Annotated in this window: 21 protein-coding genes; 14 read left to right on the top strand and 7 right to left on the bottom strand. The window is 66.4% G+C overall.

Annotation, left to right across the window (positions count from 1 at the left end):
• Positions 1-4: 4 nt before the first annotated feature.
• The 3 genes from H7J86_RS14365 to H7J86_RS14355 are packed head-to-tail and all read left to right on the top strand — an operon-like array spanning position 5 to position 2,770.
• A complete protein-coding gene (locus tag H7J86_RS14365; protein WP_235632936.1) occupies positions 5-994 on the top strand; it encodes a LacI family DNA-binding transcriptional regulator in 990 nt (329 codons plus the stop codon).
• Between the two features lie 24 nt (positions 995-1,018).
• Positions 1,019-2,041, top strand: coding sequence for a class II fructose-bisphosphate aldolase (gene fbaA / locus H7J86_RS14360; RefSeq protein WP_267291714.1), 1,023 nt, complete (start codon positions 1,019-1,021; stop codon positions 2,039-2,041).
• A 27-nt stretch (positions 2,042-2,068) separates the two neighbouring features.
• Complete coding sequence (locus H7J86_RS14355; RefSeq protein ID WP_267291712.1) at positions 2,069-2,770, top strand: MBL fold metallo-hydrolase; 702 nt, start codon at positions 2,069-2,071, stop codon at positions 2,768-2,770.
• Positions 2,771-2,809: 39 nt separating this feature from the next.
• Here the strand turns inward: H7J86_RS14355 and H7J86_RS14350 are convergent, their stop codons facing one another.
• Entirely contained in the window at positions 2,810-3,232 is a 423-nt protein-coding gene (locus H7J86_RS14350; protein ID WP_267291710.1) for a helix-turn-helix domain-containing protein, read from the bottom strand.
• Between the two features lie 82 nt (positions 3,233-3,314).
• Between H7J86_RS14350 and H7J86_RS14345 the strand changes: the two genes are divergently transcribed.
• Positions 3,315-4,151 (top strand): class I SAM-dependent methyltransferase, encoded by an 837-nt coding sequence (locus tag H7J86_RS14345; protein WP_267291708.1) that lies wholly within the window; start codon positions 3,315-3,317, stop codon positions 4,149-4,151.
• A 78-nt stretch (positions 4,152-4,229) separates the two neighbouring features.
• On the opposite strand, the gene H7J86_RS14340 is transcribed toward H7J86_RS14345, so the two are convergent.
• Positions 4,230-4,688, bottom strand: coding sequence for a MarR family winged helix-turn-helix transcriptional regulator (locus tag H7J86_RS14340; RefSeq protein ID WP_187097596.1), 459 nt, complete (start codon positions 4,686-4,688; stop codon positions 4,230-4,232).
• 121 nt (positions 4,689-4,809) lie between these two features.
• On the opposite strand from H7J86_RS14340, the gene H7J86_RS14335 reads away from it, so the two are divergent.
• Positions 4,810-5,838, top strand: a complete 1,029-nt coding sequence (locus H7J86_RS14335; protein ID WP_267291706.1) for a quinone oxidoreductase family protein — start codon at positions 4,810-4,812, stop codon at positions 5,836-5,838.
• Between the two features lie 20 nt (positions 5,839-5,858).
• Here H7J86_RS14335 and H7J86_RS14330 read toward each other — a convergent pair whose 3' ends face one another.
• The gene (locus H7J86_RS14330; RefSeq protein ID WP_267291704.1) at positions 5,859-7,880 is read right to left on the bottom strand and encodes a fatty acid desaturase; all 2,022 of its coding nucleotides are present in this window, start codon (positions 7,878-7,880) and stop codon (positions 5,859-5,861) included.
• Between the two features lie 141 nt (positions 7,881-8,021).
• On the opposite strand from H7J86_RS14330, the gene H7J86_RS14325 reads away from it, so the two are divergent.
• Together H7J86_RS14325 and H7J86_RS14320 are read left to right on the top strand one after the other, a co-directional pair.
• A complete protein-coding gene (locus H7J86_RS14325) occupies positions 8,022-9,278 on the top strand; it encodes a PucR family transcriptional regulator (protein ID WP_267291702.1) in 1,257 nt (418 codons plus the stop codon).
• 63 nt (positions 9,279-9,341) lie between these two features.
• Positions 9,342-10,019 carry a maleylpyruvate isomerase family mycothiol-dependent enzyme gene (locus tag H7J86_RS14320; RefSeq protein ID WP_187097599.1) on the top strand — a complete coding sequence of 226 codons (678 nt, stop codon included), beginning with the start codon at positions 9,342-9,344 and terminating at the stop codon, positions 10,017-10,019.
• Here the strand turns inward: H7J86_RS14320 and H7J86_RS14315 are convergent.
• Entirely contained in the window at positions 9,975-10,973 is a 999-nt protein-coding gene (locus H7J86_RS14315) for a cation transporter (RefSeq protein WP_267291700.1), read from the bottom strand. The two genes, H7J86_RS14320 and H7J86_RS14315, sit on opposite strands and share 45 nt — an antisense overlap.
• Positions 10,974-11,089: 116 nt before the next feature.
• Between H7J86_RS14315 and H7J86_RS14310 the strand changes: the two genes are divergently transcribed.
• Positions 11,090-11,941, top strand: a complete 852-nt coding sequence (locus H7J86_RS14310; protein ID WP_267291698.1) for an HpcH/HpaI aldolase/citrate lyase family protein — start codon at positions 11,090-11,092, stop codon at positions 11,939-11,941.
• Here H7J86_RS14310 and H7J86_RS14305 read toward each other — a convergent pair.
• Entirely contained in the window at positions 11,934-13,043 is a 1,110-nt protein-coding gene (locus H7J86_RS14305) for an ROK family transcriptional regulator (RefSeq protein WP_267291696.1), read from the bottom strand. The genes H7J86_RS14310 and H7J86_RS14305 overlap by 8 nt on opposite strands.
• Before the next feature lie 79 nt (positions 13,044-13,122).
• On the opposite strand from H7J86_RS14305, the gene xylA reads away from it, so the two are divergent.
• The 6 genes from xylA (at position 13,123) to H7J86_RS14275 (ending at position 21,173) form a co-directional block, all read left to right on the top strand.
• Positions 13,123-14,346 carry a xylose isomerase gene (xylA, locus tag H7J86_RS14300; protein WP_187097603.1) on the top strand — a complete coding sequence of 408 codons (1,224 nt, stop codon included), beginning with the start codon at positions 13,123-13,125 and terminating at the stop codon, positions 14,344-14,346.
• A gap of 101 nt (positions 14,347-14,447) precedes the next feature.
• The gene (locus H7J86_RS14295; protein ID WP_267291694.1) at positions 14,448-15,527 is read left to right on the top strand and encodes a sugar ABC transporter substrate-binding protein; all 1,080 of its coding nucleotides are present in this window, start codon (positions 14,448-14,450) and stop codon (positions 15,525-15,527) included.
• Positions 15,528-15,534: 7 nt separating this feature from the next.
• Positions 15,535-16,320: an ATP-binding cassette domain-containing protein gene (locus H7J86_RS14290; protein WP_235632923.1), complete on the top strand. Its 786-nt coding sequence runs from the start codon at positions 15,535-15,537 to the stop codon at positions 16,318-16,320.
• A gap of 10 nt (positions 16,321-16,330) precedes the next feature.
• A complete protein-coding gene (locus tag H7J86_RS14285) occupies positions 16,331-17,596 on the top strand; it encodes a sugar ABC transporter permease (RefSeq protein ID WP_267291692.1) in 1,266 nt (421 codons plus the stop codon).
• A 236-nt stretch (positions 17,597-17,832) separates the two neighbouring features.
• On the top strand, positions 17,833-18,279 hold the full coding sequence (locus H7J86_RS14280) for an MmpS family transport accessory protein (protein ID WP_090359346.1): 447 nt from the start codon (positions 17,833-17,835) through the stop codon (positions 18,277-18,279).
• A complete protein-coding gene (locus tag H7J86_RS14275; protein ID WP_267291690.1) occupies positions 18,276-21,173 on the top strand; it encodes an MMPL/RND family transporter in 2,898 nt (965 codons plus the stop codon). Before H7J86_RS14280 ends, H7J86_RS14275 begins: the two co-directional genes overlap by 4 nt.
• Here the strand turns inward: H7J86_RS14275 and H7J86_RS14270 are convergent.
• Together H7J86_RS14270 and H7J86_RS14265 are read right to left on the bottom strand one after the other, a co-directional pair.
• Positions 21,113-21,625: a hypothetical protein gene (locus H7J86_RS14270; RefSeq protein ID WP_308204843.1), complete on the bottom strand. Its 513-nt coding sequence runs from the start codon at positions 21,623-21,625 to the stop codon at positions 21,113-21,115. The two genes, H7J86_RS14275 and H7J86_RS14270, sit on opposite strands and share 61 nt — an antisense overlap.
• Positions 21,626-21,718: 93 nt before the next feature.
• Positions 21,719-22,747 (bottom strand): fused (3R)-hydroxyacyl-ACP dehydratase subunits HadA/HadB, encoded by a 1,029-nt coding sequence (locus H7J86_RS14265; RefSeq protein WP_090359342.1) that lies wholly within the window; start codon positions 22,745-22,747, stop codon positions 21,719-21,721.
• Positions 22,748-22,812 lie beyond the last annotated feature (65 nt).

The raw sequence follows: 22,812 nt of genomic DNA, 5'->3' as shown, positions 1-22,812 counted from the left end.
CACGATGGGCGATGTCGCCCGTATCGCCGGCGTCTCTGCTTCGACTGTCTCGCACGTGCTCAACGGCACCCGCAAGGTCGACACGGCGACACGGTTGCGCGTCGAGGCGGCCATCGAGCAGACCGGGTACCGCCGCAACGTCGTGGCGCGAGCACTGGCGGCCGGGCGCACGCACACGGTCGGGCTGTCGATCTCCGCGTTGACCAACCCGTACTTCGGGAGCCTGGTGCACGCGGTGGAACGTGCGCTCTCCGATGCCGGGTACGTCCTGATCGTCGGAGATTCCCACGACGACGTCGACTCGGAGCGACGTGTCACCGACTCGCTGCTGGACCGGCAGGTCGACGGGATGATCGTGGCGCCGGCGGCCGGCTCGGAGCGGGTCACCCTCCCGCAGGTCACCCGCACGGGAACCCCACTGGTCCTGATCGATCGCTGGGTCGACATCGCCTGCGATCAGGTCGGTCCGGAGAACTTCTCCTCGGCGCAGTCGCTGACCGAGCACCTGCTCGACCTCGGACACCGGCGGATCGGGGTCGTACGCGGCCTGGCCGGGATCTCCTCCACCACCGAGCGGTTCGACGGCTACACCGCGGCCCTCGCGGACCGCGGTATCACGGTCGACGCGGATCTGGTGGTGGACGGCCAGTCCAGCACGGACGTGGCGGAACGCGAGGTCTGCGAGCTGATGTCGCGCGCGGACCGGCCCACCGCGCTGGTGTCCCTGAACAACGCCATGACCATCGGCACGCTCAAAGCGGTGCGCAGCCTCGGCTTGTCCATTCCGTCCGACGTGGCACTGGTCTGCTACGACGACTTCGAATGGTCGGATCTCTTCGAGCCCAAGCTCACGGCGGCGGCGCAGGACGTCGAGACGATCGGCGCCACCGCGGTGGAACTGCTGCTGCGCCGGATACGAGGGCACGATGCCGAGCCGCAACGGATACGGGTGCCGACGACGTTTCACCATCGCAATTCGTGCGGATGCACGTGACGCCCACCGAGAGGATCCTGGCTGATGCCGATAGCAACCCCCGAGCGCTACGTGGCGATGCTCGATCGCGCCAAGGAGCACGGGTTCGCGTACCCAGCCATCAACGTGACCAGTTCGCAGACGCTCAACGCTGCGTTGCAGGGCTTCGCGGAGGCCGAAAGCGACGGCATCATCCAGGTCTCGCTCGGCACGGCACTCTACTTGTCCGGCAACGTGGTTCAGAGCCGCTTCGCCGGGTCCAGGGCCCTCGCGCTCTACGCGCACGAGGTCGCCTCGCACTACCCGGTCACGGTGGCCCTGCACACCGATCACTGCCCCGCCGAGAACCTCGACGACTGGGTCCGGCCGTTGCTCGCCGACGCGATCGAGCGCCGCAGCCGTGGCCTCGACCCGCTCTATCAGTCGCACATGTGGGACGGATCGGCGGTGCCCCTGGACGAAAACCTGCGCATCGCAGCGGAATTACTGGAGGCGTCGGTAGCGGCGAACACGTTGCTGGAGATCGAGGTCGGCGTGATCGGCGGTGAGGAGGACGGCATATCCCATGAGATCAACGAACAGCTGTACTCCACCGTCGATGACGCGCGCGCGACCATCGAGGCGTTGGGCGCGGGGGAGCGCGGCAGGTACCTGACCGCGTTGACGTTCGGCAACGTGCACGGTGTCTACCACCCGGATTCGGTCCAGCTGCGCCCGGAACTTCTGCATGAGATCCAGACCGTCATCGGCGGGGAAGTCGGGCGACCCAAGCCGTTCGACCTCGTCTTCCACGGCGGATCGGGATCGAGCGCCGAGGACATCGCGTCCGCGGTCGCCAGTGGTGTGGTCAAGATGAACATCGACACCGACACCCAGTACGCGTTCACCCGGTCGATCGCCGGGCACATGATGGGCAGCTACGACGAGGTGCTCAAGGTCGACGGCGGCTACGGCAACAAGAAGGCCTACGACCCGCGATCATGGGGCAAACCGGCCGAGAACGCGATGGCCGCGCGGGTCGTCGAGGCCGCGCAGACCTTGGGTTCGGCCGGCCGGTCCATGCGCTAGACGATCACGTGGAAGGCTGAAGCCACTATGAATCAGGACTGGGAGTCGCTCGCGACGGGCGTCTACCGCTGCCGGCTCGAGTTTCTCGACGTCACCGTGGGGTTGGTCTTGGGCGACGACGGTGCGTTGCTGATCGACAGCGGAACCACGTTCGAGGAAGCCCGCTCGATCGAGGCCGACGTGCGCCGTTTCGACCAGCGCGGAGTACGCCATCTCGTGCTCACGCATGACCATTTCGACCATATCCTCGGCTCAGCGGTATTCGCCGAGGCCGCCGTCCACGCCATGCCGGCAGTCGCCGAGACGATGTTGCACCGCACCGACTACCTGCGGTCACACGCCCTCGAATACGGTGCCGCGGAGGCGGATATCGACGCGGTGATCGCGGCGGTGCGGATCCCGGAGCACCTGTGTGCTCAGGCCTCGATCGAGCTCGGCGACCGCACCGTCGAGGTCGAGCATCCTGGGATCGGCCACACCGACCATGACCTGGTCGTGCGGGTACCGCCGCTGCGCGCTACCGACCCGACCGTGCTGTTCTGCGGCGACCTGGTCGAGGAGTCCGGCGATCCCTCGGTGACTTCCGGGTCCGATGTGACCCAGTGGGCGCTGACGTTGGACCGGGTCCTGGAAATCGGCGGACCCGGCGCCGTTTACGTGCCTGGGCACGGTGCCGTCGTCGATGCGGATTTCGTTCGGCGCCAGCAGCAGTGGTTGCGTGCGCGGTGAGCCAACTCCACCGTGAGCAGACCCGAGCGACACCAGGCTCTACTTCGGGCGCCTGACGCGCGCCGACTCACCAAGTAGTCCGGCCGCGGCGAGGTCGAGGTAGCCGCGGAAGGTGGGGCACTCCAGGTGATCCGGGGCCGGGCAGGCCGCGGCGTGCTTGAGTGCTGTGCTGATGGCGGTGAGTGTGCTTATGGTGCTGTCGATCTCGGCCGCTCGGGCGGTGAGAGCCGTTCGGTCGAGCTGCAGTGGTCCGCCGAGGTTGAGCATCGTGGCGATCTCGTCGAGGGAGAAGCCGGCAGTCCGACCGAGCGTGATGAGCGCCAGCTTGTCGAATACGTCAGGGGCGAAGAGGCGGCGTTGGCTCCGGCGACCGACGGAGGCGATCAGGCCCTTCTCCTCGTAGAACCGGAGCGTCGAGGCCGGCAAGCCCGAGCGCCTCGCGACTTCGGAGATGTCGATCACCGCTCGTTGACTCCTCTTGCGCTCAAGTTGACTTGAACTGAAATTGTGGGTCAAGTCCAGTTCGTGAGCAAGGGAGTCGACGATGACCGAGCGGGTGAACGCTGCTCAGGTGCAGGCATGGAACGGCGACAGCGGTCGAGCGTGGGTGACGTTGCAGCCCGTGCTCGACCAGACATTGAAGGCCTTCGAGGACCTCATCGTCGACTCCGTGGCCGCGGCGGCCGAACCGCGCGCACAAATCCTGGATCTGGGCTGCGGCACCGGTGCCACGACACTGGCCCTCGCCGAGCGCGTGGGGGGCCTCTGCACCGGAATCGACATCTCCGAACCGATGATCGAGTTGGCCCGAACGCGCGCGCGTGACCGGCAGCTGCCCGTCGACTTCATTATCGGTGACGCACAAGCGTTTCCCTTCCCGGCACACACCTTCGACGTCCTGGTGTCCCGCTTCGGGGTGATGTTCTTCGACGACCCCCAAGCGGCATTCGGAAATCTGCGGCGCGCCACCCGCCCAGGTGGCCGACTCGCGTTCGTGTGTTGGCGTCACCCGGAGGACAACCCGTTCATGGCGACTGCCGAACGTGCGGCGGCGCACCTGCTGCCGGACCTCAAGCCCGTGATCGCGGGGAGCCCCGGGCCGGTCGCCTTCGCCGATCCGGATCGGACCCGATCCGTCCTGAGCGCCGGCGGGTGGTCTGCCATCGATATTCGCCCGGTCGACGTCACCTGCACCATGCCGGAAAGCGACCTGCTGCCTTACCTGACCCAGATGGGATCGGTCGGCCGGGCACTGCGGACAGCAGACTCCCGGACACGTGCTCAGGTGATCGCCGCACTTCGCGAGGCGTACTCGGAGTTCGTCGTCGACGGCGAAGTGCGCTACCCCGCAGCGTGCTGGATGGTCGAGGCGCGCGGCTGACAGCGCGAATTGCCACCCGGGCGGTGGTTCCTCGCCGATCATCCACCGCCGCGCGGTCGGGAACCGCACCGAGGCCGTCTACTCCGTCGGTCCCGCGCTCAGGTCGTCGACGAACCGGGAGAACAGCGAGGCGAATATGACCTGATCGCGCTTCGGCCACTTGCCTACCACGGCTTCGAGCAACTCGACTCCCGCCGAGTCCATCCGCCGACACGTTCTCAGGCCCTGGGTGGTCGCCGTGAGCAGCGCCGCCCGGCGATCGGTCGGATCCGTTTGCCGCGCGACCAATTCGCGCTGCACGAGCCGACGAACCTGCAGGGTGATGGTGGATTTGTCGACGGCCTGCCAATCGGACAGCTCCGACGCCCGCATGGGGCCATTGGCAACGATGGTCCGCAGCAGCTCGACGTCGATGGGCGTCAGATCGCGGCCGGAGTCGCCCAACAGTTTGGTGCGCGTCTCGGCGCGAGTCATGAAGCGGGCCAGCTTGGCCATCGCGATGTGGATGCGCTGAGTGGGCTGTTCCCGAGTCGACATGTGTCTCATTCCCCGCGTGACAGTTGGTTGGTGCAAACCAACCAATGTGGCTATAGTTGGATGCTACCAACTAAATCTTGGTCGAGTGCCCCGCGGCGCGCTTTCGATAAGGGAGAGTTCAATGACCAGTGGTACGATGAAGGCCGTCAGGATCCACCGTTATGGGCCGCCTGAGTGCCTGGTCTACGAGGATGTCCCCATCCCCCAAGCAGGTCCCGGCGAGGTGCTGGTCCGCAATGAGGCGGCGGGAATCAACTTCGCCGACATCGACCAGCGGCGCAACAACTACCCATTTCAGCCCGCATTGCCTCACCTTTTGGGGGCGGAGTTCGCCGGCGTTGTCGAGGCCGTCGGCGACGGTGTCGCAAGCGCAGCGGTCGGCGACCGAGTATTCGGCTTCCTCTCCGGAGCGGAGCCGGCCGCGTACGCACAGTACGTCGTCGCGGCGGCAGAGGCGGTGCGCCCACTGCCTCCCGGCCTCGGGTACGCAGAGAGCACCGCACTGCTGGTTCAAGGAGTCACCGCCTACTTCTTGCTTCGTGACGGAGTGCGGCTCGCCTCCGGCGAGTCGGTGTTGATCCTCGCCGCGGCGGGTGGCTTGGGCTCGATTGCCGTGCAGCTCGCCAAGATCCGGGGTGCGCGACCGGTGATCGGCGCCGCCAGCTCGGCGGAGAAGCGAAAGATGGTGTCCGAACTGGGCGCTGACGCATGTATCGACTACACGCAACCCAACTGGAGCAAAGCGGTGCTGGACGCTACCGGCGGTCGCGGCGTCGACGCCGCGCTGGTCAACGTCGGCGGAAGCGCGTTCACCCAAGCCGTCGCCGCGCTGGCGCCGTTCGGCCGGCTGAGCGCTTACGGCGGCGCCGACAAGACCACTCCGGTCATAGATTTCGAGGCCGAGTTCGCAGCTGGACGGTTGTTCGGCAACCAGACACTGGGATTCTTCAGCCTCTATCCCTATCTGCACGGCGACCGGCACGAAGTCACGTCTGCGCTCGCCGAACTCGCCGACCATGTGGCATCCGGGCGCCTTCGAATCCAGCTCGGAGTACAGCTACCGCTATCGCAGGCCGCGAAGGCACACCGGCTCATCGAAGACCGGCAAACGACGGGTAAGTGCGTGCTGTTGCCGTGGGAAGAGCAGTAGTCCGGGATCGGTCGTCAGCATCACGCGTCGAAGTCGACCGACACCGTCGGGCTCGTCGGATGCGCCTGACACGTCAGCACATACCCGGCCTCCACGTCAGCGGACCCGAGCGCGAAGTTCTGGTCCATCACCACGGTGCCGTGCAACAGCCTGGCGCGGCAGGTGCCGCAGGCGCCACCCATACACGAGTAGGGGGCATCACCGCGGACGCGCAACGCGGCCTCCAGGACAGAGTCCCCGGGGGTCAGCTCGGCCGTCGCCTGCTGTCCGGACAAGGTGAAAGTCACCGTGGCAGAGGCATAGTCACGATCAGCCGTGGGCGTCTGTGGGTAGCCGGTGAACAACTCCAGGTGGATGCGCCCGTCGGCGACCCCGTGGCCGGTCAACACATCCCGGGCCACGGTGCTCATCCCGAGGGGCCCACAGATGAACCACTCGTCCACGGTGTCGGGCGCCAGGCCGGTGCTCAGCAGCGACTCCAGCCTGTCCCGGTCGATCCGCCCCCGTAGCGCGGGAGTGTGCAACGGCTCGTCGGACAATACGTGGGTGATCTCCAGGCGGTCGGCGTAGCGGGACTCCAGCCGGGCCAGATCATGCCGGAACATGGTCGACTCCCTGGTGCGGTTGCCGTAGATAAGGGTGAACCGGCTTTCGGTCTCGATCTGCATCACCGTCTCCAGGATCGACAGCACCGGTGTGATTCCGCTACCGGCCACCAGACCCACGTAGTGCCGGCGGGCCAGCGGCTCCGGTGCGGTGCCGAACCGGCCGCTGGGGGTCATCACCTCCAGCACATCCCCGGCCTTGAGTTCATCGGCGACAAACGTCGAGAATGCCCCGCCGGGAAGGTGTTTGACCGCGATACGCAGTTGGGCGCGGGTCGCCGGTGCACAGATCGAATAGGTGCGCCGGACACCCACACCGCCGAGATCGGTCCGCACGGTGATGTGCTGGCCGGGCTCGAACCGGAACTCATCGCGCAGCGCCTCGGGCACCGCGAAGGTCACCAGGGTGCTGTCAGCGGTGATCGGGTCGACCGAGGCCACCGGAATGCTGTGCAGCACCGCGTACGGCGCGCTCGACCGCGGCGGCATGTAGACCGGCACCACCCGGCCGAGCTTGCTGTTGAGCAGCTTCCATTCGCGGTACTCGCCTGCGTTGAGGTGCTGGCCGAACACCGTGGTGATCGCCGCGTCACGCTCGAGGTAGGCCTCCTCGTTGCGGTGCCAGGTCTTTCGGTACCGGTAGAACGGCACCGAGGGGTGCAGATGATGCACCAGGTGGTAGTTCTGCGACAGCATCAGCGGGGTGTAGAGCCACTCCATGCCTACCCGGGCTCGGGTCGCGCCGTAGCGATTGCTGCGCTGGGTGTCGGCCAGGCCGTGATGTGGCAGCCAGTCGAACCACCACAACAGGACGATGAGCCCGATGCGCTGGGGGATCAGGAACACCACGGCCAGCGTCCAGAAATGGCCGCTGACGATCGCGACGCTCAGTGCGGACACGCAGAGGGTCAGCAGCCCCAACGTCTCGGCCACTTCGGATTTCGGTCGGCTGCGCACCGTGCGGAGGATGAACCCGGAGTACATCAGCTCGGGGAACGGCCACCGCAGCGGCATCTGCCACCACCGGGAGTGCGAGGCCCAGGCATCGGGATCGTTCGCGTCGTCGTTGGCGTGCCGATGGTGCTCGATGTGGAGGAACGCATACGTCGGGAACGAGATGATCGGGACCACCAGCAGCCACGCCAGCCGCCCGACGCACCCGTTGAGCCACCGCGTGCTGCTGATCGCGTGGTGGATGGCGTCGTGGCTCACGGTGAACATCACGAAGGTCACCACGGCGTTGATCGCGATGGTGACTCCGGCAGGGAGCCAGCCATGGAGGTAGCCGACCGTCGACGTCACGAACGCCGTCCACGCCACCACGAGGAGCGCCACCGTCGGCAGGGCCAGCTTGGGCACCGGCGCACCCGGATCCGGCAACGCATGGGGTTCGGATGATGTCGTGGCGGGTTCGTCGACTGCTGCTGCGACGGACATGGGCTGCTCCAAGACGCTCTGTGTCTGCGGTCTGAGAACCGCTCAGTACAACGCTAAGAGGCTCATGAGCCCAAAACGACATCCCCAGGGCACCAACTGCGGGCCTCTCTTTGTTGCCGGAAGACAAGTAGGGTCGCAGGCATGGTTGAACGCAGCGCCGGTGATTCGGTGGCTGACTCCGCGGCGGCGGTGGTCAGCAGACTGGCCGCCGAGCTTGATGAGGTCACGGCCCGCACCCAGGCCGTCCTGATGGAGGAGGTCGCCGACCTGCGCGGCGACGCACAACTGGTGCAGCTGATGCGGGACAACGTTGCCGCGAACATCGACACGGTCTTCTCGGCGATCCGCCACGGCATCCCGGTGGAGCACGTGGAGGCGCCGACGGCCGCCCTGGAGTATGCGAGGCGGCTTGCACAGCGGGATATATCGGCGAACGCGTTGGTGCGCGCGTACCGGATCGGTCACCAGGAGGTGCTCAAGATCCTGCTCGAGGAGATCCGAGCCGCCGAACTGGATCCGCAACGCAGGCTGGACGTGTTCGACGAGATCGTCGCCGTGACATTCCGCTATATCGACTGGATCAGCCAGCAAGTCCTCACCATCTATCAGGACGAGCATGACCGGTGGCAACAGAGTCGAAACCACATGCAGGCAGCAGAGATTCGGCGCGTGCTGGAGAGCGACGAGGACATCGACATCGACATCGACGCGGTCGCTGCGGCGCTGCGCTATCCGCTGCGGTCGCACCACCTGGCGCTGGTGCTCTGGTGTGAGGAATCCGCCGAGCGGGATGAGCTGACCACCTTGGAGCGGTATGTGTACGAATACGCCACCACCGTGGGTGCACGCGACCGTGCGCTGTTCGTGTCGGCGGACCGGCTGACCGGGTGGGCATGGATACCGCTGGAACCCGGCCGCCGCGTCCCGCTGCCCGACGCCGCGAACTCGTCGATCAATCTCGCTGCGGGCCAACCCTTGCCGGGGGTGGAAGGGTTTCGCCGTTCTCATCGACAGGCGCAGCTCGTGCATGCGGTGCTGACCGCTGCGGGTACCGGCCCTGCCCGGGCGGTCAGCGCCGCCGAGCCGGGACTGATGCTGGCCGGTCTGGCCGGCGGCGATCTGGCCGAGGCGCGTGTCTGGGTGCACGAGGTACTGGGGCCGCTGGCCTCTGCCGATGCGAGGGACGAACGTCTGCGTGAGACCCTGCGGGTGTTCCTACGAGCAGGACAGAGTTTCACGGCGGCTGCCGGCGAGCTTCACCTGCACTTCAACTCGGTGAAGTATCGGGTGGCACGGGCGATCGAGCGCCGTGGCCGACCGATCACCGCTGACGTGCTGGACGTGGAAGTTGCCCTGCTGCTGTGCCATTGGTACGGCGCCGCAATCCTGCGTTCGTGAACCGGGTGGAGCACCCTGATTTATCGGATTGAGTCGATCCGCCGCGATGGATAGGTTGTGGTCATGCGCCTCAGCGGGGACGAACGCGAACGGGTCTTCGTCGCGGTGGCCGACGAGCGGCGGGCGATCGCGACGCTGATCGACGGGCTGGATCCAGCACAGCTGGCCACCCCGAGCCTGTGTGGCGGCTGGGATGTCAAAACCGTGGCGGCACATCTGGTCAGCGATTTCACCGACGGATTCTGGGGCTTTCTGGCCAGTGGGGTACGACACGGCGGGATGAATCGCGGCATCGACGCGCTCGCGAGACACCGGGCGCGCGCCTCGGCCGCCGATATCGCCGCAACGTTGCGCCGGGAGGCCGACCACCGGCTCAGCCCGCCGGTCACCGGCCCGCTGTCGGGTCTGACCGATGTGCTGGTGCACGGTGCCGACATTCGAATCCCCCTGGGGATGGCCCATCGCCCAGATCCGCAGCACGTGGCCCGCGTCATCGATTTCCTCACGGGCCCGACACAATTCGGCTTCTTCCCGCAGCGTCGGCTGCGCGGCATCGCGCTGCGCGATGAGGACACCGGCCGGACCTGGGGTGGTGGCGATCTGATCAGCGGATCCGGCACATCGGTGATGCTGGCGCTCTGCGGTCGGGCGGTGGCGCTCGACGCCCTGACCGGACCCGGCGTGCAGGTCTTACGGTCACGCCTGTCGCCGATCCAGCGTGGGTACGGCGTGAATGGGTAGGTCGCTGAAGACCAGCGTCAGCCGCAGCGGCCCGATGCGGTCGCGGAGCTCTTGATAGGTATGGGCCCGCAATTCATCCTGTTCGGCGACGGACATCGTGCCCGCGTAGGAGACCCGCAGGTCGATCTCGATCGTCTTGCCTCGGCTGATGGCCAGCGCGTCGACCAGCGTCAGGTCGTGATCGAGCTCGTGGGCATGGGCTGCGTCCACCGCGCTCACCGCGTCCCGCACCGCGGCATCGAGATCGGGATCGGCGCGACGCCCGGACAGGCGCCCGAACTCCAACCGGATCTGACGCACCGGCTCACCGAGGAGCAGCACGCACAGGATCAGCACGATGATGCTGTCGGCGATGTCCTTGATGTTGAAGTCGGCCGACGTGATGACGGTGCCTTCCGGAATCACCGTGACCACGACCAGTGAAGCGCAGATGCCGCCGCTGATGATGGCTTCCATCTTCGCCGCCGTCGCCTCGACCCGCAGCAGCGCCGACGCCCCACCGACCGCCCGGTTGTGCCGTTCGTGGTTCCACTTCAGCGCCAGGCAGATCAGCACGCACACCGCGGTGTACACCGCCGCGATACCGAACTCCGGTTCACTGCCCTCGCCGGTCACCAGATAGTCGATCACCTTGATCGCATTGGTGACCAGACCGACGATGACCACGCCGAGGATCATCAGGGAACGAAACAGGGCGTACAGGTTCTCCAGCGCCAGACGACCGTAGGGGTTGTCGGCATCGGCTGGCCGTGACGCCGTCACCGCCAGCCGTGCCGCGATAAAGGCGGCCGCCGCGTTGATCAACGAGATCACCCCATCGAGCTGGGTGGCCGACACCCGCGTGATCGCGTAGACGGCGAAGCCGAGGACCGCCAGGCCGAGCATCGTGAACATGTAGGCGTGCAGGCTGCGCCGCTCAGCCTGCACCACCATCGCCTCGGTGGCCACTGCCATGGGTTCCTCCTGCAGCCGTGCGCGAATGTGTCGTGAACTTTATGTGCGCAATCTGGTACCCACGCCGCGGGGCTTGGACGATGGATGCGACGTCGCCGAGCGAGAGGGCCCCACACGTGACAGTTTCACCACAGGTAACGGGACGAGTCCGCAAGCCGCACTGGTCACTGGCCCGGGCATGGCTGTTGCAGCCGGGGATCCCGGACGGTCGCGACGCGTATGACGCCGCCACCGCCGGCAGTGCTGATGTGGTCGTGCTGGATATCGAGGATGGACTGCCTGCCACCCAGAGACCCGCCGGTCGCCTGTCGGTGGTCGAGTGGCTCAACACCGGGGCGCAGGGGTGGGTGCGGATCAACAGTGTGAGCACGCCCGACTGGTCGACCGATCTCGATGCCCTGGCCGATGCCCGTGGGCTCTCCGGCGTCATGCTGGCCAAGACCGAATCCGGTGACGATATCGCCGCGACCGCCGCGCGGCTGCCGGCAGGCACACCACTGGTGGCGCTGGTGGAGTCGGCACTGGGTATCGAGTCGGTCTCCGATATCGCGCGGTCCCCCGGATGTTCTCGAATTGCGTTCGGGGTCGGTGACTTTCGCCGCGACACCGGGATGAGCGAGGAGCCGACGGTGCTGGCCTACGCGCGTGCGCGGCTGGTGATCGCCAGTCGGGCCGCGGGTCTGCCCGCGCCGATCGACGGCCCCACCTTGCGTGACCAGACGCGCCACCTCGCTCGGGAAACGGCGGTGGCCAAAGCCGCCGGTATGACCGGGCGGCTGTGCCTGGACCTTGAACATGCAGAGACCATCAACCGGTTGCTCAGTCCGTCGCCACTGGACATCGACCAGGCGCGTGGCACGCTCGCCGACCTGGACGCACCCGCCGGACCGTACGACGGCAGCGTCGGCCCCACCCGGGCCCGGGCACAAGCGGTCCTCGAACTGGCCGAGAAACTCGGCCTCATCTGATCGCGCGTCCCCCGCTGGTGGGACAGTGCGCCGCGGGGTCGGCGAGCAACGACGCGAAGGCAGCCTCCGCGGCTCCGATCATCAACGTGCCCGAGCCCAAATTGGCCGACACGATGCGCACCTGCTCGTTCGGTACTCGCATGGAGTGGCGGGTGACCGCGGTGTCGAGTGCCGCAGCGGCCTGCATCGGGAAGGCGCTCAGGAATCCGCCGAGCACGATGAGGTTCGGGTTCAGCAGGTTGATCGCGTTGCCGAGTGCGATGCCGAGATACTGAGCCTGGTGCGCCAGGGTTTTCGTGGTCGTCTCGCTCACTTCGGTCTCCAGGCATCCGATGCGTCCGCAGTGGCACGGCCCGGCGCCGCCGACGTAGGTGTGACCGAGTTCGCCGGCGTAGCCCGCCGCACCTTCCAGCAGTTCACCCGCCACGACGAAGCCCGCGCCGATTCCGCTGGCGCCGCCGTTGACGTAGATCATGTGACGCGCGTCGGGATGGCCGCCGAAGATGTGTTCGGCGATCGCACCCAGATTGGCGTCATTCGCCGCAAACACGGGTAATCCCGTTGCCGCGCGCAGCATCTGGCCGAGTTCCTCGTCATGCCAGTCGAGGTGCGGGGCCAGCCGGACCACCGAACTGGTGGCGTGCACCAGGCCGGGAACGGCAACACCGATCGCGATGACACGTTGATGGCTGTCCAGCCCGGCCTCGATCCGGGCGACGGCGTCGGCGGTGATGGTGACGGTCTCGCCCACACTGGGTACGCCGTGCGTCGGGTACCTGGCGACCTCGAGCACGGTGCCACCCAAGGCCACCACACCGATGGTGATGGCATCGGTTTCGGGATTCACCGCGATGGCGAGGGTGCCGGTCTGCGGGCGCACCATGGGGCTGGGCCTGCCGACCTGACTGACCGGTGCGGCCGGCGACTCCTCGATCAGGCCGGCGCCGACCAGCTCTTCCACCAGGTCCTTCACCGTGGATCGGGACAATCCTGTCCGGCGGGTCAGCTCCGACCTGGTCAGTGCGCGAGCACGGTGCACCAGCGTGAGCACCGCGGACAGGTTGCGGCGCCGGACATCGTCGGTATTGGTGCCGACTCCCATTCGAGAATCCTCCCTTGACAGTGGTCTGCGCCACATCTTATGTTCGGACAAGCAACAAATCCAGTTTCAGGAGCATGCGATGTCCATCCTCGAATCCACCGCCGCGGCCACGGGCGACCTCGCCCCGAAGCGCTCGGACAAATTCTCCTTCGGCCTGTGGACGGTCGGCTGGGTCGCCTCCGACCCGTTCGGCGTGGCCACCCGGCCGGCGCTGGACGTGGTCGAGGCCGTCGAGCGGCTTGCCGAGCTCGGCGCATACGGCCTCACCTTCCATGACGATGACCTGTTCCCGTTCGGCAGCACCGACGACCAGCGCCGCCGCGCCATCTCCAGGCTGACCTCGGCGTTGGCGGCCCACGGGTTGGTGGTGCCCATGGTCACCACCAATCTGTTCACCCATCCGGTGTTCAAGGATGGCGGATTCACCAGCAATGATCGCGGCGTCCGGCGATTCGCGCTGCGTAAGGTGCTGCGCAATATCGACCTCGCCGCCGAACTCGGAGCGGAGACGTTCGTGATGTGGGGCGGTCGCGAAGGCAGTGAATACGACAGCGCCAAAGACGTCCGGGCCGCGCTCGAACGCTATCGCGAAGCGCTGGACCTGTTGTGCGAGTACGTGCTCGACCAGAAGTACGCGCTGCGCTTCGCGATCGAACCGAAACCGAATGAGCCGCGCGGCGACATCCTGCTGCCGACGGTGGGGCATGCACTGGCCTTCATCGAGTCGCTGGCCCATCCGCAACTCGTCGGGGTCAACCCGGAGACCGGCCACGAGCAGATGGCCGGGCTGAATTTCGTGCACGGCATCAGCCAGGCCCTGTACTCCGGCAAGCTGTTCCACATCGACCTCAACGGCCAGCGCGGGATCAAGTTCGACCAGGATCTGGTGTTCGGCCACGGAGATCTGGCCAATGCCTTCGCGCTCGTCGACCTCCTGGAGAACGGCGGCGTGGACGGCGGCCCCAGCTACACCGGCCCCCGGCATTTCGACTACAAGCCCAGCCGCACCGAGGACAGCAGCGGGGTCTGGGAGTCCGCCGCCGCCAACATGCGGATGTATCTGCTGCTGAAACAACGTGCCGCGGCCTTCCGTGCCGACCCGGAGGTCATCGAGGCGCGCCGGGTCGCCCGGGTCGACGAGCTCCGGCGAACCACGATGGGCGCCGGCGAGACATATCAGGAGCTGTTGGCCGACCGCTCGGCGTACGAGGATTTCGATGCCGATTCCTATTTCGGCGCCAAGGGGTTCGGATTCGTTCGGCTGAACCAGTTGGCGATCGAGCATCTGATGGGTGCGCGCTGAGGGTCGCGGCCCGAATCGCTGGACGTGATGCACATCACGCTATAAGTTGTCCGAAACAACAAAAGGCCGAGGTATCGGCGGATGTGATGAGGGGCGGTTGCATGAAGCGAATCACCGGTCTGATGGTCGTCGTCGTCGTCGGCGCAGGCCTGACGCTCACCGCGTGTGGCGGCAACAACGGGGGCAGTGGCGGCGGCGCAGGTGAGGCCAAGGGGCAGAAGATCGGCGTGATCCTGCCCGACACCAAGTCGTCGGTCCGCTGGGAATCCAAGGACCGGCCGGCATTGGAGGCCGCGTTCAAGGCGGCCGGCGTGCCGTACTCCATCCAGAACGCCGAGGGATCCGCCGACAACATGGCGACCATCGCCGACGCGATGATCGCCGACGGCGTGACGGTGCTCGCACTGGTCAACCTGGACTCCGACAGCGGCGCGTCCATCCAGCAGAAGGCCGCCGGCCAGGGCGTCAAGACGATCGACTACGACCGGCTGACCCTGGGTGGCTCTGCCGATGCGTACGTCTCGTTCGACAACACCAAGGTGGGCGAGCTGCAGGGCCAGGGGCTGGTCGACTGCCTCGCGGGCAAGCCGTCGAATGTGGTCTTCCTCAACGGATCGCCGACCGACAACAACGCCACGTTGTTCACCGGTGGCGCGCACTCGGTGGTGGACAAGGTGCCGACCATCAAGGTGGTGGCCGAGCAGGCCGTACCGGATTGGGACAACGACAAGGCGGTCACCATCTTCGAGCAGATGTACACCGGCGCCGACGGCAAGGTCGACGGCGTGTACGCGGCCAACGACGGGCTCGCCGGGTCGGTGATCTCGATCCTGGAGAAGAACGGGCGGGCCGGGCAGGTGCCGGTCACCGGTCAGGACGCCACCGTCGAAGGATTGCAGAACATCCTCTCGGGTTCTCAATGCATGTCCGTGTACAAATCGGCGAAGGAAGAGGCGGGGGCGCTCGCGCAGGCGGCGATCGCACTGGCCAAGGGCGAACAACCCAAGACCAACAGCACATCTCGTGACGACAAGGGCAACCGGGACGTGCCGTCGGTGTTGTTGACGCCGAAAGCCATCACCAAGGACACCGTCAAGGTGGTCTTCGACGACGGTGGCCAAGCCAAGGCCGATGTCTGCACCGGGCAGTTCGCGGCGGCGTGCAGCGCTGCGGGGCTCTAGGGGCATCGTGTCCGTACCGAACGCGCCCATCCTCGAACTCCGGGGCGTCAACAAGAGTTTCGGTGTCGTGCACGTGTTGCACGATGTGGATTTCCAGGTGTATCCGGGAGAGGTCACCGCGCTGGTCGGAGACAACGGCGCGGGCAAGTCCACTCTGGTGAAGGCCATCGCCGGGATCTACCCACTCGACAGCGGAACCTATGTGTTCGAGGGCAACCCGGTCACGGTGCACGGACCCAACGACGTGTCGGCGCTCGGGGTCGAGGTGGTCTACCAAGACCTGGCGTTGTGCGACAACCTCGACATCGTCTCCAACATGTTCCTCGGGCGTGAGCTCAAGCGACACGGTGCACTTGACGAAGCGAAGATGGAATCGCTGGCCCGCGAGGCACTTTCAGCGCTGTCGGTGCGCACGGTGAAGTCCGTGCGCCAGCCGGTGTCCAGCCTGTCCGGCGGACAGCGTCAAACGGTGGCGATCGCCAAGTCCGTCCTGTGGAAGGCAAAGGTGGTGCTGCTCGACGAGCCCACCGCCGCGCTCGGCGTGGCGCAGACCCGGCAGGTCCTCGACCTGGTCCGCCGGCTGGCCGACCAAGGCGTGGGCGTGGTGTTCATCTCGCACAACTTGAACGACGTGTTCGAGGTCGCCGACCGGATATGCGCGCTGTACCTCGGTCGGGTGGCCGCAGAGGTGAAAGCGGCTGAGGTCAGCCACAGCCAGGTGGTGGAACTGATCACGGCGGGCCGCTCCGGCAGCCTCGGTTTGGCACCGGCCGACGCCGCACAGTCGATGTGAGGACCACACGATGACAACGCTCAATCCGAAACTGGCCGACGCGGACTTCGCTGCCGACGCCCGTACCGACGAATCCTTCCGCGATGCGGTGCGCAGCTATCTGCGGCGCGTCCGCGGCGGCGACATGGGGTCGCTGCCCGCCGTCCTCGGCCTCATCGTGTTGTTCACCGTGTTCGGGCTCGCCAATGAGCGCTTCACCTCGGCCCTGAACCTGGCCAACCTCGTCACCCAGGCCGGCTCGATCTGTGTGCTCGCCATGGGACTGGTGTTCGTGCTGTTGCTCGGCGACATCGACCTGTCCGCGGGCGTGGCAGGAGGGGTGTCGGCGTGCGCGATGGGCCTGATGATCGTCGACGGCGGCTGGCCCTGGTGGGCCGGGGTGCTCGCGGGCATCCTGTGTGGCGCGGCGATCGGCCTGGCGATCGGCCTGCTGCGCGCCAAACTCGGTATCCCGTCGTTCGTCGTGACGCTGGCCTTCTTTCTCGGCCTGCAGGGCGTGACGCTGAAACTCATCGGGGAAGGCGGCTCGATCCGCATCGACGACCCCGTCATCCGCGGTATCACCATCGACAACATGCCGGTCACCGCGGGATGGCTGTTCGCGCTGCTGATCGTCGCCGGCTTCACCGGTCTCGAGTTGTATCGGCACCGCACCAAGGTCACCCAGGGGCTGGTCCATCCGCCGATCGGTGTGGTGATCGCGCGCATCATCGGGGTGGCCGCGGTGACACTCGGCGTGGCCTACGTGCTCAACCTGAACCGCAGCGTCAACCCGAACGTCGAGATACGCGGCATTCCCTATGTTCTGCCTCTGGTGGGGGCGCTGCTCATCGCGCTCAGCGTGGTTCTCAACCGCACCTCCTACGGTAGGCACATCTATGCGGTGGGCGGGAATGCCGAAGCGGCCCGCCGGGCCGGGATCAACGTCGCCCGTATCCGGATGTCGGTGTTCGTGGTCTGCTCGTCGCTGGCAGCGCTCAGTGGCATCATCGCCGCGTCCTACGGCGGCAAGGTATCCGCCTCCTCGGGCGCCGGCAACGTGTTGTTGTACGCCGTCGGCGCGGCCGTGATCGGCGGCACCAGCCTGTTCGGCGGTAAGGGCCGGGCGCTGGATGCCGTCATCGGCGGGGTGGTGGTGGCCACCATCGCCAACGGGTTGGGCCTGCTCAACCAGTCGTCCTACATCAACTTCCTGGTGACCGGCGGGGTCCTGCTACTCGCGGCAAGCGTCGACGCGATCTCGCGCCGGCGCCGGTCGGCGACCGGCCTGGCCTGAACAATCGGCCGGGACGACCGAGAGTCGTTGTCCCGTAAGGCCCCTCGGGTCGCAGCAGGCGATCCGGCGCGCACACACGCCCACCTCGGGTCGTGGTGGGACGCGCCCGCGTGCGCGGGTAGGTCGCCGCCCGGTGTTGTGATGCCCGCCCTGTTGTCGTACCGTCAACCTAGTTGATTAGCCGTCCTAAAAGCCTCTACTGTCCGCGCCTGTCGCCGCTCACGAAAGGGTCACGGATGCAGCGGGTTTCGTTCAGCCGAAAGCTGGGAAAACGCTGGATGCTTCTCGTCGCGGTGGCGGTGGTCGCCATCGCGGGTTTCACGGTCTTTCGGTTGCACGGAATCTTCGCCTCGACGGATGTCACGTCCACCCCCAGCGGCTCGGACAACGACATCGTGCCGTTCAACCCCAAACACGTGGTGATCGAGGTGTTCGGCCCGCCGGGCACCGTCGCCACCATCACCTACCTGGACGTGGACGCGCAACCGCAGCGCGCCGATGGTGTCACGTTGCCCTGGGCCTATGACACGACGACCACCCAACCGGCCGTCTTCGTCAACGTCACGGCACAGGGCGACAGTGACTCGATCGGCTGCCGCATCAAGATCGATGACGCGGTCAAGGACGAGCGAACGGTGAACACCCTGAACGCCCTCACCTACTGTCTGGACAAGTCCGGATGAGCACTGCTTCCGGTGGCGGCGTTCCGGACTTCATTCGGCGGTTCTCGGTGCTGATCGCCTTCTTCTGGCTGGGCCTGGCGGTCGTCACGAACGTCTTCGTACCGCAACTGGAGACCGTGGCCGAATCGCACAACGTGTCGCTGAGCCCGCACGATGCACCATCCCTGCAGGCCAGCAAGCAAATCGGCAAGGTGTTTCAGGAGTTCGACTCCGACAGTTCGGCGATGATCGTGCTGGAGGGCGACCAGCCGCTCGGTGCCGAGGCGCACCACTACTACGACGGCCTGGTGCAGAAGCTGTCCGAGGACACCAAGCACGTCGAACACATCGACAACTTCTGGGGCGATCCGTTGACGGCGGCCGGGTCGCAGAGCGCCGATGGCAAGGCCGCGCTGGTGCAGGTCTACCTCGCCGGCAACCAGGGTGAGTCACTGGCCAACGAATCCGTCGACGCGGTGCGTGACATCGTCAACCACACCCCGCCGCCGTCGGGCCTGAAGGTCTATGTCACCGGCGCGGCGCCACTGGTCACCGATCAGTTCGAGGTGGGCCGCCACGGCACGCTGAAGACCACGCTGATCACCCTCGGGGTCATCGCGGTGATGCTGTTCTGGCTCTACCGTCGCCTCACCACGGTGTTCTTCGTCATCTTCACGGTGATGATCGAACTGACCGCATCCCGCGGCGTCGTGGCCGTGCTCGCGAACGCGGGCATCATCGAACTGTCGACGTATTCGACGAACCTGCTGACGCTGCTGGTGATCGCCGCAGGCACCGACTACGCGATCTTCCTGCTCGGCCGATTCCACGAAGCGCGATACGCCGGGCAGGACCGCGTCTCGGCGTTCAACACGATGTACCACGGGACCGCGCACATCATTCTGGGTTCGGGCCTGACCATCGCGGGCGCCGTCCTGTGCCTGACCTTCACCCGGCTCCCGTACTTCCAGAGTCTGGGTGTCCCGGCCGGCACCGGCGTGCTCGTCGCGGTGGTGGCGGCGCTGACCCTGGCACCGGCTTTGCTGGTCATCGGCCGCCATTTCGGTCTGTTCGAGCCCGCCCGGCCGATGCGCACCATGGGCTGGCGGCGTATCGGCACCGCCATCGTCCGGTGGCCCGGGCCGATCCTGGCGGCGACGGTCGCGGTCGCGCTCATCGGCCTGCTCGCCCTGCCGCGCTATCAGACCAGCTACGACGCCCGGCCCTATATGCCCGCCGGTGCCCCGGCCAACGTCGGCTATGCCGCGGCCGAACGGCACTTCTCGCAGGCGCGGCTGAACCCTGAGTTGTTGATGATCGAAGCCGACCACGATCTGCGTAATTCCACCGACATGATCCTGCTGGAACGGGTCGCCAAGGCGGTCTTCCACACCGACGGTATCGCGCAGGTGCAGTCGATCACCCGGCCCCTGGGCACACCGCTGGACCACACGTCGATCCCGTTCCAGATCAGCGCGAGCAGCGCTTCTCAGATCAACAACCTGCCCTTCCAGCAGGCTCGCGGTGCGGATCTGCTCAAACAGGTTGACGTGATCAACAATTCGATCGACGTGCTGCGCCAGCAGTACGCGCTGCAACAACAGTCCGGCGCCGTCACCGACGAGCAGGCCAAGGCCTTCGCTCAGACCGTCCAGACCGCCAACGATCTGCGCGACAAGATCGCCAACTTCGACGACTTCTTCCGGCCCCTGCGCAACTACTTCTATTGGGAGCCGCACTGTTTCGACATCCCGGCGTGCGCCGCCCTCAGATCGGTGTTCGACGCGCTGGACGGTATCGACGCGCTGACCGATCAGTTGAGCAACGTCGCGGGCAGTATCGCGAAACTCGATGCGCTGCAACCCAAGCTGCTCGCGCTGATTCCGCCGCAGATCCAGAGCCAGCAGACCAATCGCGATCTCACGCTGACGAACTATGCCACCACCTCGGGAATCAACGATCAGACCGCCGCCGCACTGCAGAACGCCACCGCACTGGGCCAGGCGTACGACGCGTCGAAAACCGATGATTCCTTCTATCTGCCGCCCGAGGCGTTCAGCAATCCCGAATTCCTGCGCGGGATGAAGCTGTTCATGTCACCCGACGGCAAAGCCGCCCGGATGATCATCACGCACGAAGGCGATCCCGCTACGCCCGAAGGTATTTCGCATATCGATGCCATCCGCCATGCCGCCCAGGGTGCGGTCAAGGGCACGCCCCTGGGGGGATCCAAGATCTACCTCGCCGGTACCGCCGCTACCTACAAGGACATTGCGGACGGCGCCAAGTACGACCTCATGATCGCCGCGATCGCCGCGCTGAGCCTGATCCTCCTGGTCATGATGTTCATCACCCGCAGCATCATCGCGGCGATCGTCATCGTCGGCACCGTGGCGCTGTCCTTGGGCGCCTCGTTCGGCCTTTCCGTGCTGATCTGGCAGGACATCCTCGGCATCGACCTGTTCTGGATCGTGCTGGCGCTGGCCGTCATCCTGCTGCTGGCCGTGGGCTCGGATTACAACCTGCTCTTGATATCCCGATTCAAAGAGGAGATCGGTGCCGGCGTGAACACCGGCATCATCCGGGCGATGGCCGGATCCGGCGCGGTGGTGACGGCGGCCGGGCTGGTGTTCGCGGCCACCATGGCCTCATTCGTCTTCGCCGATCTGCGCATCCTCGGCCAGATCGGTACGACGATCGCCCTCGGGCTGTTGTTCGACACGCTGATCGTGCGGTCGTTCATGACACCGGCCATCGCGGCCCTGCTCGGTCGCTGGTTCTGGTGGCCGTTGAAGGTGCGTCCCCGGCCCGCCAGCCAGATGCTCCAGCCCTACGGCTCCCGCGCCTCGGTCCGTCAGCTCCTGCTCTGGGAGGACGACGACGACATTGCCGAGGTGGCCCCGGAGTCCCGATAGACCGGCTCGGTCACGTCTACATCCCGCAGGGTGACATCCCGCAGGTTCTTCTTCAGCCGGGCCACCCGGCGCAGCTGAGCGGCGATGTTCATCGAGGTCAGCATCGGGATACCGCCGATGAAGGTGCGAAACGAAGGGTTGCCACCGTGTACGTGCAACTCGTAGAGGCAGCCCACCACATAGAAGAAGCCACAGCTGAAGAGCACGGCAGGTATCGCGTAGGCGAGCGGCGAGCGGGCGTCGTCGACCAGTTCGGTGGCGTAGTCGAACTCTTCTCGGGACAGCGTTTCGCGTTTACGCAGTTTGGCCAGTACGGCTTTGTGGGCGCCGACCTGTTCACCCATCGCCGCGGGCGTGCGGTTCTCCAACCTGCGGATGTAGACGAAGACGCACGCGACAAGAGATAGGGCCAGCATCCCGTCGAGAATGGTGAGATCACCCCAGAGGTTCACCGTGCCTCCTCATCCGCGGACCCAGGAAACGTTAATTGGACTAAGTATCTCTCCTGGTGCGCCGGCCTGGCAAGGTGCGCTTGCCGGCTGCCCTCAGCTGAACCGGACGTTGAGCGTCGCCAAGCCGAAGATCTTCCGGCCCTGCGACTTGGCGCCGACCAGCACGACACCGGAGCGGGTCTGCGGGTCCAGTGACTTGATCTTGCCGCTGTACTCGATGTCCGCGCCGCCGGCAGCCGGCACCACCGCGGGCTGCGAAAGCCGCACCGCGTAGCGGGTCACCGCGCCGGGGTCGCCCGACCACGCCGAGAAGAACGATGCGCCCAACCCCATGGTGAGCATGCCGTGGGCGATCACGTCGGGCTGGCCGGCCAGCTTGGCGATGTTCTCGTCCCAGTGCAGCGGGTTGGCGTCGCCGGAGACGCCGGCGTAGTTCACCAGGTCGCCGCGGGACAGCCGAGTGTGGTGCACGGGCAACTCGTCGCCGACCGCGAGCTCATCGAACGACGGCGACCCGGGCGTCCGGGTGGCGCCGCCCCCGGCGATCCGGATCTCGCCCTCGGGCCGCACCGTCTTCCGGTAGTCCTCGGGATGCTCGGCGCCGAGCATGTTGATGCCGTGCATCATCACGCCCTGCACGGCGGGCTTGATCGCCGGATCGACGTCCTCGCCGGTGACGCCGACGACGGTGGTGTGCAGGGTGTGCACCACCTCGCCGGCGGTGTCGGTGAACGTGTTCGTGACGGTGATCAGGTCGCGGCCGGCCACCCGGCGGACCGACGTCAGCTCGATGTCGATCTGCAGCTCATCGCCCTCGACGATCGGGCGGTGCTGTTCGAAGACCTCTTCGGTTTGCAGATACATGTCGTAGCCGACGACCACCGATTCGAACATGCGCTGGTTGCAGGCCATGGCAGGGCCGGAGGTGAACGTCAGCGGCGCGATCAGGCCCGGGTAGCCCAACGCCTTGGCGGCGTCGACGTCCCAGTGGGCGGGGTGATCCGACTGGAGTGCCCGGGCGTACTCACGTATCTTCTCGCGTCCCACCAGGTACGTGTCGTCCATCTGGTAGTAATGGCCGACCCGGGACTCAAGTGCGGAGGTATCTGCTGCTGCGGTCATGGCTGTGCTCAACTTCTCTATCTGCGCGTTCGCTGAGGTTGACCTCAGCACATTAACGCGCCACC

Source organism: Mycobacterium hackensackense (genome assembly GCF_025822555.1).
GTDB classification, from domain to species: Bacteria; Actinomycetota; Actinomycetes; order Mycobacteriales; family Mycobacteriaceae; genus Mycobacterium; species Mycobacterium fluoranthenivorans.
The sequence above is the reverse complement of the archived record's forward strand: the minus strand, read 5'-3'. Positions and strand labels throughout refer to the sequence as shown.